General features: G+C 66.7%; 11 protein-coding genes. 5 read left to right on the top strand and 6 right to left on the bottom strand.

Translation table 11 applies throughout. The annotated features are described in order from the left end of the window. Positions 1-121: 121 nt before the first annotated feature. Positions 122-2,656, bottom strand: a complete 2,535-nt coding sequence (locus GOOTI_RS10980) for a UvrD-helicase domain-containing protein (protein WP_007238656.1) — start codon at positions 2,654-2,656, stop codon at positions 122-124. 33 nt (positions 2,657-2,689) lie between these two features. Then, positions 2,690-4,690 (bottom strand): hypothetical protein, encoded by a 2,001-nt coding sequence (locus GOOTI_RS10975; RefSeq protein WP_373279022.1) that lies wholly within the window; start codon positions 4,688-4,690, stop codon positions 2,690-2,692. 113 nt (positions 4,691-4,803) lie between these two features. On the opposite strand from GOOTI_RS10975, the gene GOOTI_RS10970 reads away from it, so the two are divergent. Together GOOTI_RS10970 and pgi are read left to right on the top strand one after the other, a co-directional pair. Further along, a complete protein-coding gene (locus GOOTI_RS10970) occupies positions 4,804-5,109 on the top strand; it encodes a chorismate mutase (RefSeq protein WP_373279023.1) in 306 nt (101 codons plus the stop codon). Positions 5,110-5,208: 99 nt separating this feature from the next. Then, positions 5,209-6,885 carry a glucose-6-phosphate isomerase gene (gene pgi, locus GOOTI_RS10965; RefSeq protein ID WP_007238653.1) on the top strand — a complete coding sequence of 559 codons (1,677 nt, stop codon included), beginning with the start codon at positions 5,209-5,211 and terminating at the stop codon, positions 6,883-6,885. Between the two features lies 1 nt (position 6,886). On the opposite strand, the gene GOOTI_RS10960 is transcribed toward pgi, so the two are convergent. Then, positions 6,887-7,420, bottom strand: a complete 534-nt coding sequence (locus tag GOOTI_RS10960; RefSeq protein WP_039993947.1) for a hypothetical protein — start codon at positions 7,418-7,420, stop codon at positions 6,887-6,889. 18 nt (positions 7,421-7,438) lie between these two features. On the opposite strand from GOOTI_RS10960, the gene GOOTI_RS10955 reads away from it, so the two are divergent. Together GOOTI_RS10955 and GOOTI_RS10950 are read left to right on the top strand one after the other, a co-directional pair. After that, the gene (locus tag GOOTI_RS10955) at positions 7,439-8,101 is read left to right on the top strand and encodes a hypothetical protein (RefSeq protein WP_039993946.1); all 663 of its coding nucleotides are present in this window, start codon (positions 7,439-7,441) and stop codon (positions 8,099-8,101) included. A gap of 110 nt (positions 8,102-8,211) precedes the next feature. After that, complete coding sequence (locus tag GOOTI_RS10950; RefSeq protein WP_007238650.1) at positions 8,212-10,908, top strand: cation-translocating P-type ATPase; 2,697 nt, start codon at positions 8,212-8,214, stop codon at positions 10,906-10,908. Here GOOTI_RS10950 and GOOTI_RS10945 read toward each other — a convergent pair. The 3 genes from GOOTI_RS10945 to GOOTI_RS10935 form a co-directional block, all read right to left on the bottom strand. Then, a complete protein-coding gene (locus GOOTI_RS10945) occupies positions 10,889-11,632 on the bottom strand; it encodes an SDR family oxidoreductase (protein WP_007238649.1) in 744 nt (247 codons plus the stop codon). The two genes, GOOTI_RS10950 and GOOTI_RS10945, sit on opposite strands and share 20 nt — an antisense overlap. 10 nt (positions 11,633-11,642) lie before the next feature. Further along, positions 11,643-12,434 (bottom strand): N5-glutamine methyltransferase family protein, encoded by a 792-nt coding sequence (locus GOOTI_RS10940; protein WP_007238648.1) that lies wholly within the window; start codon positions 12,432-12,434, stop codon positions 11,643-11,645. Positions 12,435-12,565: 131 nt separating this feature from the next. After that, positions 12,566-13,456 carry a DNA-formamidopyrimidine glycosylase family protein gene (locus tag GOOTI_RS10935; RefSeq protein WP_007238647.1) on the bottom strand — a complete coding sequence of 297 codons (891 nt, stop codon included), beginning with the start codon at positions 13,454-13,456 and terminating at the stop codon, positions 12,566-12,568. A 25-nt stretch (positions 13,457-13,481) separates the two neighbouring features. Between GOOTI_RS10935 and GOOTI_RS10930 the strand changes: the two genes are divergently transcribed. Then, positions 13,482-13,740, top strand: a 259-nt coding sequence (locus tag GOOTI_RS10930) for an inositol monophosphatase family protein (protein ID WP_007238646.1), incomplete at its 3' end; no start/stop codon positions are given.

Below are 13,740 nucleotides of genomic sequence, written 5' to 3'. Positions count from 1 at the left end.
CCCGGCCCTTTAGCCACTCTCTCTTACCTACAGCGACACTCCCGGCCCCTAGACGCACGCCCGGCCCCTGGAGTGAGCCTCCCGCCAGGGTTGAACTCCGGGCAACGCCGTCCAGCGCGGCTCAGAGCTTCTCCCCGGGGATTCCGCCTGCCGTCAACAGCGTGACGCGCCCTGTGCTACCGCCGTAGTCGATGACCACGCGCTCGGTGGCCCCACTGCCCTCTTTGCCGACCACCTTGCCCATCCCGTACTTGGGATGGTTGTGTCGATCGCCGACGTCGAGATGGATCTGCCTGTTGCGACCCCGATTGGGGTCGGTCGAGTACTGCGAACGGCCGAGCGTACGCGACGATCCGCCGTCCGAGCGTCCGAAAACTCCTCCGCTGGAACCGAATCCACGCATGCCGCGCTTGGGCTCGGTGCGCCGCCAGTCGATGAGGTGCTGCGGGATCTCCTGCAGGAACCGGGATTCCGGATTCGAGACCGGCTGCCCCCACGACGCGCGGGTCATCGACCGGGTCAGATACAGCCGTTCCTTCGCGCGGGTGATGCCGACGTAGGCGAGTCGACGTTCCTCACTCAACTCCGCAGGATCGCCCAGCGCACGCATGTGCGGGAAATGCCCGTCCTCCCAGCCGGTGACGAAGACAACCGGGAACTCGAGACCCTTGGCGGTGTGCAGGGTCATCAGCGTGACAACACCGTCACCCTCGTCCGGCACCTGATCGGCGTCGGCGACGAGAGCGACCTTCTCGAGAAACGCCGCGAGCGATCCGGGCTCGGGTTCGCCATCGGTGCCACCCACATCCTCGCCAACGTCCAGACCGTCGTCGACCTCCGCTTCGGCAGCCGCCTCCATGCTGAATTCGGCTGCGACAGAGATCAGTTCGTTGAGGTTGTCGAGTCGTGCGGCATCCTGCGGGTCGCTCGAGCCCTCCAGTTCGGCGCGGTATCCACTACGGTCGACGATCGCGGCCACCAGCTCGCCGATGTCGGCACCCTCCTCCGTCGCGTCAGAGACCGTCGCGACGTCGGTCGCCTCATCGTCGGCCTGCCCGAAGGTGGTCAGGAAGTCGCGCCGCAATCCCTCGATCAGCTCGACGAACCCGCTGATCTGTTTGACCGCACGCGAATTGAGCAGCGGAACCCTGCCGTCGGCACCGTCGAGCAGCGCCTGGTAGAAGCTGGCACCGGTGTTCTCGGCATGTACCGCGACGCACGCCTCGGCGCGGTCGCCGATCCCGCGTCGCGGGGTGTTGAGGATGCGGCGCAGGCTCACCGAGTCGTCGGGGTTGGCGACGGTGCGCAGATAGGCCACGACGTCGCGGACCTCCTTGCGCTCGTAGAACCTGGTCCCGCCGACCACCTTGTACGGAATCCCGTGGCGCACGAAGACTTCTTCGATCGGTCGCGAACCGGTGTTGGTGCGGTAGAACACGGCGATGTCGGAGTATTTGTACGACTCCGACACTCCACCGATCGTGTGGTCGGTGAGCCGCTCGATCTCGGTGCCGATGAACATCGACTCGTCGCGATCGGAATCCGAGACGTACCCGACGATCAGTTCGCCGTCGCCCGAGTCGGTCCACAGACGCTTCTCACGACGATTCGGGTTGCGTGCGATCACCGCGTTCGCAGCAGACAGGATCGTCTGCGTCGAGCGGTAATTCTGTTCGAGCATAATGGTTTCGGCATTCGGGAAGTCGCGTTCGAACTCCTCGATGTTGCGGATCGTCGCACCACGGAACGCATAGATGGACTGATCGGCATCGCCGACGACGCACAACTCCGACGGGTCGACCGCCCGTCCGCCCACGCCCGGCTCCCCGGGCGAATCGTCGGATCCACCGCCGAGCACCAGTTCACGCACCAGCACGTACTGCGCATGGTTGGTGTCCTGATACTCGTCGACGAGTACGTGACGGAAGCGTCGACGGTAGTACTCGGCAACCTCCGGGTGCCGCTGCAACAGTCCGACGGTCTCACCGATCAGGTCGTCGAAGTCGAAGGCGTTCGCGGTGCGCAGCCTGCGCTGATACTCGGCGTAGATCTGCGCGATCGCCTGTTCGGTGGGGTCGCCGTCGGCCGTCGCGGCGATCGCCTCGTCGGGGGTGACGAGCTCGTTCTTGTAGTTGGAAACGATCACCGAGACGCCGCGTGGTGCGAACTTCTTGGGGTCGAGGTCGAGGTCTTTGATGATCATGCCGAGCAGACGCTTGGAGTCGTCCGCGTCGTAGATCGAGAAGTTCGAGTTGCGCCCTTCGAGCAGAGCCGACTGTGCACGCAGGATGCGCACGCACGTCGAGTGGAAGGTGGAGATCCACATGAAGTTGGCGCGCGGACCGACGAGACCGATGACGCGTTCGCGCATCTCGGCTGCGGCCTTGTTGGTGAAGGTGATCGCGAGGACCTGACCGGGCGACACGTCGCGCTCGGCGAGCAGGTAGGCGATGCGTCGTGTCAACACCGCCGTCTTGCCCGACCCCGCACCTGCGACGATCAGCAGCGGCGATCCGCTGTGGAGCACCGCTGCACGTTGCTGCGGATTGAGTCCTGCCAGAAGGCGTGCGGAAGCGTCGTCGGAGCGTGCTGCCTGGGCGTGGGTGACGGGTGTGCGGCTACCGGCGTCGGGAGTGGGGCGGGTGGAACTGGTCATCGAGAGTCCAGGTTACCCGCCCCCACCGACACCTCAGCCGCCGAGGAGTCGCGCGTCGACGACCTCTCCGACCCGTCCCGCGCCGGTGTGCACGGCGAGCCCCGGCGAGAGGGGCCGCACGTCGAGTTCGGTGCCGTGGCCGTCGAGCTGCACATAGACCACGTGCAGACCAGCGTCCACCGGCACCGTCACGGGCGCCCCACCGTCTAGCGAAAGGCGCAGCTGGCCAGCGGAATTGGCGCAGTACCCCAACGCGATCGTCCATCGCCACTGGATCAACGGGCCGTCGAGCGAGAGGCGACGCGGGCCGTCGAGCTCCGGTTTCGTGCAGGAACCGCGCCCGGCAGGGATGCTCCGTCGTGGAGTCACCGCGCCCGGCACCGCATTGCCCGAGTTGTCGAGCACCACGAGGCGGTCGGTGTGGTCGCCGAACGTCGGGCGGTCACGCAGCCGCCCGAACGTGTGGCTGATCTGGTTCTCGGGGTAGGCCACCGGCAGCAGCACCTCGAGCGGGAGCGCCTGATCGAACATCGTGGTGTCCTTGTTCGCGGCGAGCGCCCGCTTTGCGTTCGCGAGGTAGGGACCGGTCGGATCGTCGCGCCACGACGTCGAATAGGCCGCGGTGGAGATGATCGACGACGCGACCGCGAACGCCACCGCCATCACCCCCGCCAGCACCAGAGGTGAGGTCGAGGTGTCCGCGCCGTGGGCGTGCCTGGCCGAGACCCCGGCGCGCGGGCCGGGCACCCGCGCCGGCGACACCAGCAGCAGCACGAAACCCAGGGACAACACCAACGCTGCGTCGGGCAGATAGCGCATGGTCTGCGCGAGTTCGAGTGGGGTGTTGGCGCTCGACCGGTTCCACATGGGCGGGATCTGCGCGACCACGACGTAGAGCGCCATGGCGATCAGTACGCCGATCGCGCCGGCCCGCGTCCTGATCGCCCAGAGGACGAACCCGGCCACCACAACCCACCCGACGACGATCATCCACACGGCGGGGAAACCCATGGGCGGACTCGGCACCCAGCGTTCCCAGTCCCACGGACCTCCGATGAGGGAGGGCACCAGCGCCTTGTTGATCGACCGCCACACCAGCTGCGCGGTTTGCGTCACCGAGTGGGTGCCTGCCGTCGCGTCGGAGACAGAGAAATAGACGATGACCCACACCACGAACACCACGGCCAGCGGCGTCCAGAGAGCGCGCCCACGCGTGAACGCGACGACGAGCGGCGTACGCGGCACCCCGTCACCGGTGCCGTCGGCGGTTTTCCCGGTGCCGTCGGCCGTGTTGCCGGTGCCGTCGGAGCCCGTGGGGACACGCACGGTCAACACGGCGGCGATGAAGGCCACAGGCAGGATGAACAGCGACTTCTCGAAGAACGCGAGGGCCACGACGAAGATCACCGTCGACCTGATCACGACGAACCTGCGCGACGAATCCGACACGCGACCGGTGCACAGCAACACCGCGTCGGCGACGATCCACGCCATCGCCGCCTGCATGGGCAGCGAATTGAGCCCGGCAGCCCACCAGATGTACGCGGGCACGGTCAGCGGTGTGAACAGATAGAAGGCCAGGGCGGCCAGAGCACCCACCTCGATCGCGGGACGTCGCGCACCCAGCCGATCGCCCGCTGCCCCGAGCACCACGCGGATCATCCGCCACACCGACAGCGATGCGAGACCCTGCAGAACCACCAGCGTCACGGCCGGAACCAACCAGTTGACCGGCGCGGCGAGCGTCGAGATGCCCGCCACCAGGAACGCGGCGGGCATGAAGTGACCGTCATGACTGTGCCCGAGGTAGTCCCACGACCACACGGATTGTGTTGACGCGCGGCCGATGAGAACGAGGTCGTCCCAGTAGAAGTTGCCTGTGGCCACCAACCACGCCCTGATCACCAGGTGCGCGACGATCAACACCATTGCCGTCACGATCGTGATGTAACCGATCCGACCTGTGAGCGAGCCTCGTCGACCCGACTCGTCGGGTGTGCGTGAATGCGACGTCACCGTCGAGCTGCTCGGCATGGGATCTAGTAGAACCGTCGCGGGTGGCGCGTGGCAAAATCACCCCGGTGAGCGATGCGAGTGACGATCAGACCCCTGCGAAGACCCCCGATTCGTCATCGGGTTCGTCGTCGGTGCCGTTCGAGAAGTCCATCGACCTCGACTACTACCAACTCGATCCCTCGATCGAGGGTCTGTCCGACGAGATCGACGACCTCCGGGTCGAGATCGACCGCCTCGACGCCATCATCCTCGCCGCGATCAAGCGCAGAACCGCAGTGTCGAAGAAGGTCGGCGCGACACGGATGGCGTCGGGTGGTCCCCGACTCGTGCATTCCCGTGAGGTCAAGGTCATCGACCGCTTCGCCGACCTCGGCCAGGAAGGCCACACCCTCGCCATGTTGTTGCTGCGCCTCGGCAGGGGTCCGCTCGGTCGATGATGCCGTGTCGGTTCCACGATGGTGAACCGACGGTAACGAGACGTCTCCCCGAACCCTCATCAGGGCACGCACGAACCACCGAGCACATAGTGTGGACCCATGGGCACCGACGTCTCCAGCAGCGGCAAGGACATCACAGCGACTCAACCCTGGCAGGCGCTGGCGGCGCACCAGCCGCAGGTCGCCGCGCGACATCTCCGTGATCTGTTCGCCGACAACCCGTCGCGTGGTACCGAGTTCACGATCGATGTCGGAGACCTCCACATCGACTACTCCAAACACCGCATCGACTCCGAGACAATCGATCTCCTCCTCTCACTCGCGCGCGAGGCAAACCTCGAACACCACCGCGACGACATGTTCGCGGGCGTGCACATCAACACTTCCGAAGACCGCGCCGTGCTGCACACCGCGCTACGCCTGCCCGCCGACGCCCAGCTCGTGGTCGACGGCCAGGACGTCGTTCACGACGTCCACGAGGTCCTCGACGCGATGGGCGCATTCACCGACAAGTTGCGCAGCGGTGAGTGGAAGGGACACACCGGAAAACCCATCACCGACGTCGTCAACATCGGAATCGGCGGCTCCGACCTCGGTCCCGTCATGGTGTACGGCTCACTGCGGCACTACGTGGACACCGACATCCGCTGCCACTTCGTCTCCAATGTCGACCCGGCCGACATGGTGGCGACCCTCGCCGACCTCGACGCCGAGCAGACCCTGTTCATCGTCGCCTCCAAGACCTTCACGACGCTGGAGACGCTGACCAACGCGGCGGCGGCCAAACGCTGGCTCCTCGACAAACTCGGTGCGGGCGAGGACGCCGTCGCCAAGCACTTCGCCGCCGTCAGCACCAATGCACAGGCGGTGTCGGACTTCGGGATCGATCCGGTCAACATGTTCGGCTTCTGGGATTGGGTCGGTGGACGCTATTCGGTGGACTCGGCCATCGGATTGTCGGTGATGGCCGCGATCGGCAAGGAACGTTTCGCCGAGTTCCTCGCCGGATTCCACACCGTCGACACGCACTTCCGCACACAGCCACTGGAGAGCAACGCGCCGGTGCTCCTCGCGTTGATCGGATTCTGGTACTCGAATTTCTGGGACGCCCAGTCACGCGTGGTGCTTCCGTACTCCAATGACATGGCACGTTTCGCGGCCTACCTGCAGCAGTTGACGATGGAGTCCAACGGCAAGTCGGTGAAGGCCGACGGCGAGCACGTCACCACAGACACCGGCGAGGTCTTCTGGGGCGAACCGGGAACGAACGGCCAGCACGCCTTCTACCAACTGCTCCATCAGGGAACACGTCTGGTACCCGCCGACTTCATCGGCTTCGCCAACCCCACCGACGACCTCCCCACTTCGGACGGCACCGGCTCGATGCACGATCTGCTGATGAGCAACTACTTCGCGCAGACCAAGGTGCTCGCATTCGGCAAGACCGCCGAGGAGATCGAGGCAGAGGGCGTCGAGAAGAAAGTGGTGCCGCACAAGGTGATGCCGGGCAATCGTCCGTCGACGTCGATCCTCGCGCGCGAGTTGACGCCCTCGGTGATCGGCCAGCTGATCGCGCTCTACGAGCATCAGGTCTTCGTCGAGGGCACGCTGTGGGGTATCAACTCGTTCGACCAGTGGGGCGTCGAGCTCGGCAAGACACAGGCCAAGGAGCTACTCGGTGTCATCACCGATGCCGAAGCCCCGGCGCAGCAAGCAGATTCGTCGACCGACGCCCTGGTCCGCTGGTACCGCGCCGAGCGCGGGCGCACCGCCTGAGTCAGGTCCAGCGCTCGTCGTCGAACACCTCGGGTGGGATCTCGTCACCCGGCTGCACCCCGAGCGCCTCTAGTCGACCCATCAGCGCTGCCGCGACAGCGACGTAGGTGATCAGATCCTGCGGTTCGTCGGCGCGGTCACCCGCGTCGCCGCCGAGGAATTCCAGAACCAGCGGCGGCACGCAGTCGCCCATCGCCAGATCACGAGTACCCGTCGCGCTGCGCCAGGCGTCGAACCCGGCCACGTCCACGGCGTCGGCGATCTCTCCGTCGTTGACTGCCGCGCGAACCTCGTCGAGCGTGGCCAGCGGCCCCGACGCTCCGCTCGACGGATCGAAACCGACGACCGTGTCGGGAGCGAGTTCGTCGTCATCGTCGAGAGTGAAGTAGACGATGCCGCGCCAGTCGGCACCGACGGCCCTGATGTCTTCTCGACCGAAGATCGACTCCAACAGTTCGTTCATGTCGTCCGCGCGTCGTCGTGAGAAGAGCGCGAACGCGCCATTGGCCACCACTTGTCCCTGTTTGGAACCCACATCCGATACCTTACGCACGTGAGAACTACCGTATCGCCGCTACGTCTCGGGGCAGCGCTGATCTGTGTCGCCGGGCTACTCGGTCTCGCGGCGTGTTCCTCGGACTCGGCGGGCACCGGCGAAACAGCCACCTCGGTCCCCCGCTCGGCAGCGGTGACCGTCCCCCCTGGACAGCAGGCGCGCACCGTACCGGGCACCACCCTCGACTTCGGCGCATCCGCCGTGCTGCCCGCGGACGCCTACCGTGCCGAAGGGGCGACGGCGATGTACACGGTCACCGGGATCACACCTGGCAAGGACGTCCCGAGCGCCCAGACGCGTGGTGGCACGGCCTATTTCGTGTACGTGACGGTTACGTCATTGGCTGCCAGGCCGGCACCTGCACCCGGGGTTCTCGGGTTCGCCGGTTCCGTGGACGGACGCTCAGCCGCATTGACGATGCCACCGTCGACGTCACTCGCCGACTGCGCCAATCCGAAACCTCCCGAGACGATGCGCCGCGGAGAGTCCTACGCCACGTGCCTTGTCGCCTACGCCGACGAGGGGCAGAAGCTCCGTCAGGTCATCTACTGGGCCGACACCACCGGCGACGACGCGCTCAACTACAAGGCGTCACCTGTCGTGTGGCGCAACCCTGCCGACGTCGCCAGCAGTTCTCCCGCCCCGTCGCCGGCCGGCTGACCCGGTCGCGGCGGTATCGGACGGGTCTCGTTCGGCGCGCCCCGCGCGGTCCCGGGTAGTAGCGTGACAACGGCGGGGTCCGTCACCCGCCGATCCCGAAGGATCTCACGTTGACACAGCCGGTTTCCGAGTCGTACGCCAAGGGACGCAGAGAGACGCTGGCTGCCCTCGGGTCTTCCGCAGACGGACTCAGCAGCGTCGCCGCTGCGGAGCGCCTCGAGCGCGTGGGTCCCAATCGGCTCGCCGAGGCACGATCACGTCCGGCGATCCTCCGGTTCGCCGCCCAGTTCAACAACATCCTGATCTACATCCTCATCGGTGCGGGCGTCCTCAAGGCGATCCTCGGCGAATGGATCGACTTCGCCGTGATCCTCGCTGTCGCCGTGATCAACTCGGTCGTCGGATTCATCCAGGAGGGTCGGGCCGAAAGCGCGCTGGCAGGTATCCGCAGCATGCTGTCGCTCCACGCGCGGGTCCGCCGTGACGGGGATTGGGTCGACGTCGAGGCCGACACCGTCGTGCCCGGCGACGTCGTGTCGGTCAGGTCGGGCGATCGCGTCCCCGCCGATATGCGACTTCTCGAGGCCACGAACCTGCGTATCGAGGAGTCGCCGCTGACCGGGGAGTCGGTTCCGGCGAACAAGGACACCATCGCCGCCGACGCCGCGGCAGGCATCGGTGACCGCCATTCCATGGCGTACTCGGGGACGATCGTGGCGGCCGGTACCGGTGTGGGCGTGGTGACCGCCACGGGGCAGCAGACCGAAATCGGCCGCATCCAGTCGATGGTGTCTGACATCGAGCAGGTCGATACACCGCTGACGCGGCGACTCGAACAGTTCGGTAGGCAACTGTCCGTGGCCATTCTCGTGCTCGCCGCGGTCATCATCGTGATCGGGAAACTGGCCCACGACTTCACCATCGACGAACTGGTCTCGGCCGCAATCGGTTTCGCAGTCGCTGCGATACCCGAAGGGCTTCCGGCGGTGGTGACGATCACCCTGGCTCTCGGCGTTCAACAGATGGCGCGCAGACACGCGATCACGCGCAAGCTCCCCGCGGTCGAAGCCCTGGGTTCGGTCAGCGTGATCTGCTCGGACAAGACCGGAACGCTCACCCAGAACGAGATGACGGTGCGCACCGTGGTCACCGGAAGGAGTCAGTATTCGGTCGAGGGAACCGGCTACGACCCGCATGGATCGATCTCCGACGAGAGCGGGGCCGTCTCGCTCGGCGATCACCCCGACCTGACGCAATTCGTCGAGGTCATGGGCCTGTGCAACGACGCACGTGTCTCCGAGATCGACGGCCGCTGGCAGCTCGTCGGCGAACCCACCGAGGGCGCGCTGCGAACGCTCGCCTTGAAGGCCGGATTCGACGACGACGCGCCCAGACTCGACGAGGTGCCCTTCGAGTCCGAGAACAAATTCATGGCCATACTCTCCGATCTACCCGACGGCACACGCGCCGTACTCGTCAAGGGCGCACCCGACCGGCTGCTCGACCGCAGCACCAGCCAACTCGACGAGAACGGCACACCCGAGCCGCTCGACCGCGCCCGCTGGCAGCAGATCATCGACGAACTCAGCGCACAGGGGCTGCGGGTACTTGCCGCCGCGACGCGACCGGCTCCCGACCTCAAGGCGCTGACAATCGATGACGTCGCGACCGGCCTGACCTTCCTCGGGGTCGCCGGAATCGTCGATCCGCCGCGCCCGGAGGCGATCTCGGCAATCGCCAAGTGTCACACCGCGGGCATCCGGGTCAAGATGATCACCGGCGACCACTCGGGTACCGCTCGGGCCATCGCTGTCGAGATGGGCATCGTCACCGATCCCGCGGCCCCGACACTGACCGGCGCAGAACTCGAGCAGATGAGCCAGACACGGCTGCGTGAGGTCGCAGGCGACGTCGACATCTACGCGCGCACCAGCCCTGAGCACAAACTCCGGATCGTCTCCGCTCTCCAGGCACAGGGCGAGAACGTCGCGATGACCGGCGACGGCGTGAACGACGCACCGGCGCTGACCCGCGCCGACATCGGCGTCGCGATGGGTATCAAGGGCACCGAGGCGACGAAGGAGGCCGCGGGCATCGTCCTGGCCGACGACAACTTCGCCACCATCGAGCGCGCGGTCGAAGAGGGACGTCGGATCTACGACAACATCCGCAAGTCCATCCTGTTCCTGCTACCGACCAACGGTGCGCAGTCGCTGGTGATCCTCGTCGCGATACTGTTCGGCTTCTCGCTTCCACTGACCCCCGTCCAGATCCTCTGGGTCAACATGGTCACCGCGGTGACGCTGTCGCTCGCGCTGGTCTTCGAGGCCGCCGAACCGGGCATCATGACCCGTCCCCGACGCTCCAAGGACGAACCGCTGATCGCAGGCGGCGACCTGGTGATGATCGCCTTCGTCTCGGTCCTCGTGGCCGCTGCGACCATAGCCGTGTACTTCGTCGCCAAATCCGGTGGGCACCCCCTGGCGGTGGCGCAGACCGCGGCGGTCAACATGCTGGTGTTCGGACAGCTCGCCTACCTGTTCAACTGCCGATACCTCAACAGCTCGAGCATCAGACTCGGCGCTCTGCGCGGAAACCCCATGGTGTGGTACACATCCGGGGCCTTGGTCGTGTTGGAACTCGTCTTCGTCTATGCACCGTTCATGCACACCTGGTTCGGGTCGGCGTCGCTGACCGGTGTCGGCTGGGTCGTGCCGATCGCACTGGGCGTCGTGATCTTCCTCGTGATCGAACTGGCGAAAGCGGTTGCGCGGCGCGCCGATCCGGTCAGATCATCCGGCGCGTGAGGAAGCCGGGTAGATACTTCAGCGCGGCTGCGATCGGTGTCCACGGCCACGGCGGCACCGGGGCGTACGACTTCTCGGCCTCGATCGCCTTGACCATCGCGGCGACGCCCGACTCCGTGTCAGCCATCAGCGCGGTCTTCACTCCGCGGTTGATGTCGGTCTCGATGTAACCGGGTGCGATGACCGACACCGTGATCGGCGAGTTCGCGAATTCGGCCTGCAGCCCCTGCCCGATCGCCGTGACACCGGCCTTCGACGCCGAATACGCTGTCTGCGCTTTGGGCAACCCGCGGATTCCGCTGATCGAGCTGACCAACACCAGGTGGCCGTGATTCTGCGCGCGAAAGATCTCCAGCGCGGCCTCGGCCTGCGCGAGCGCGCCGACGAGGTTGGTCTGCACGGTCTCGATGTTGGCATGCGCTTTGCCCGTGCCGATCGGTGCGCCCTTTCCGAGACCCGCGTTGACGATCACACGGTCGAGGCCGCCGAGTTCGTCGTAGAGCTTGCCGAAGGCGACGGGCACCGCGTCGACGTCGGTGACGTCGAGCGAGCTCACCGCCACCTGGGCAGCGCTCGGGCGCAGTTCGTCTGCGAGGGTCTCGAGGCGGTCGAGTCTGCGGGCGGCGAGGCCGAGCGCACGGCCGCGCGCCGCGAATTCTCGTGCCATTCCCTCGCCGAGTCCGGAACTCGCGCCGGTGATCAGGATCTTCTGTCGGGTCGTCACGCCCGACAACCTACCCCGCCGCGCGGTGGCGCCGAACCAGCCGCACCACCGCGGTCTGCTCGTCGGCCCCCACCACGCTGTGCGCGCCGCCCCAGACGTCGCTCGTCTCGGCGAGTAGCTGCTCGGCCTGCGCCGCGTTCATCTCCATCAGCAGCACGCCACCGTCGGCGAGCCAGTCCCCCGCTTCGAGGGCGAGTCGTCGGATGTGGTCGAGCCCCTCGGGGCCCGCGAACAGTGCGGCCCGCGGTTCGTGCTCGGTCTCGTGCGGCAGGAATTCGACGGCCCTGTCGGGGACGTACGGGGGCACCGCGGCGATCACGTCGACCCGTCCCCGCAACTCGTCCGGCAGCGCCGACAGTCCATCGCCGCGATGAATCCGCGCCGAGGTGGGCAGGTTTCGGCGCGCGTACTCCAACGCAGTCGCATCGACGTCGACGACATGGATTCTCGTGCCCGCGACTCGGTCGGCGACAGACGCCGCGATCGGCGCGACCCCGCAGTATGCCTCGACCACGACGGGTCGGTCGCACAACTGCGCATCGCTCGCGCCTGCTCGGCCGTGTGCCGGGCGGGAGGACGCGCGGTTCCGCACCGCGTCACGCGCTGCTTCGGCGAGCAGCAGCGATCGCTGTCGCGGAATGAACACGCCCGGTCCCACGCGCAGGTCGACAGCACCGAACCGGACCGTGCCGACCACATGCTCGAGGGGCTCGCCCGCGCATCGTCGAGCGGTCATCTCGGAGAGATCGCCACAGTCGCGCGCGGCATCGAGAAGGATCGCCGCCTCCTCCTCCGCGAACACACATCCTGCCGCCCGCAATCTCCCCGCCAGTGCCGACCGTGCGCTCCCTGCCGCCGACCGTGCGCCCCCTGCCGCCGACCGTGCGCCCCCTGCCGCCGATTGTGCGCTCCCTGCCGCCGACCGTGCGTCCGTCACTTGAGCAGCCGCGACATCCGGCGGTCGGCGAGCACCTTTCCGCCGGTCTGACAGGTCGGGCAGTACTGGAACGACCGGTCGGTGAAACTCACCTCGCGGATCGTGTCACCACACACCGGACACGGCATGCCCGTGCGCGCGTGAACCCGCAGTCCGGTTCGCTTCTCCGACTTGAGTTTCGCCACGCCGAGACCCTCGAGTCGCTCGGTGGCATCTGTCAGCACACCGCGCATCGCGTCGTAGAGGGTGTCGATCTGGCCGTCGGACAACGTCTTCGACGACGCGAACGGCGACAGCTTCGCGGTGTGCAGGATCTCGTCGGAGTAGGCGTTGCCGATACCCGCGATCACCCGCTGATCGGTGAGCACGTTCTTGATGCGTCCAGCGGTTCCGCGCAGGATTTCCGCGAGTTCGTCGCGGGTCACCGCCATCGCATCCGGGCCGAGTGACGCGATGCGATCGACGTCGGCGACGTCGCGCACCACCCAGACCGCGAGCCGCTTCTGGGTGCCGGCCTCGGTGACGTCGAATCCCTCACCGGGAAGACCACAGTGCACCCGCAGCGCGATCGGACTCTTGCCGCCGGGCCGCAGTGGCCGCGGTGACAGGTCCTCGCTCCACCGCAACCACCCCGCGCGCGACAGATGGATCACCACGCTGATCGTCGGCTCGTCGATCTGCTCGGGGCTGCCGGGAATGGTGGTGATCACGAGGTATTTGCCGATGCGCGTGGCCGAGTCGACGATGCGTCCGACGAGCGCGCTGTAGGGCGGGTCGGCGGTCTTGAGCACCGACAGCGACGCGACGTCGACTCGTCGGATGGGGAATCCTGCCGCATGATCGTCGACGTAGTCGGCGATCGCGGCGACCTCGGGCAGTTCGGGCATACCTCCAGTGTGCTCTAGTAAGTGGATGATCTCCGCACATTCCGACGCCGAGCTCGCTGCCCGGATCGCGAGCGGGGCTGGAGAGATTCTCGTCGGAGTGCGCTCGGGGCAGCTGCTCGCCGGTCGACAGCTCGGCGACGTCGGGGACGCCATGGCGCAGGCGTGGATCGCACAGGTCCTGCATCGGCACCGCGGCTCCGACGCTGTGCTCTCGGAGGAAGCCGACGACGTGGGCGACCGCGCGAACGCCGACCGTGTCTGGATCATCGATCCACTCGACGGCA

The sequence above is a fragment of the Gordonia otitidis NBRC 100426 genome (assembly GCF_000248075.1).
Classification (GTDB): Bacteria; Actinomycetota; Actinomycetes; order Mycobacteriales; family Mycobacteriaceae; genus Gordonia; species Gordonia otitidis.
Note: the sequence above shows the minus strand (reverse complement) of the source record. Positions and strands in the feature narration are given on the sequence as shown.

Coding starts and splice junctions, on each gene's coding strand:
- GOOTI_RS10935 (WP_007238647.1), bottom strand. CDS start 13,456: ATGCCCGAACTGCCCGAGGTCGCCGCGATCGCCGACTACGTCGACGAT.
- GOOTI_RS10975 (WP_373279022.1), bottom strand. CDS start 4,690: ATGCCGAGCAGCTCGACGGTGACGTCGCATTCACGCACACCCGACGAG.
- pgi (WP_007238653.1), top strand. CDS start 5,209: ATGGGCACCGACGTCTCCAGCAGCGGCAAGGACATCACAGCGACTCAA.
- GOOTI_RS10980 (WP_007238656.1), bottom strand. CDS start 2,656: ATGACCAGTTCCACCCGCCCCACTCCCGACGCCGGTAGCCGCACACCC.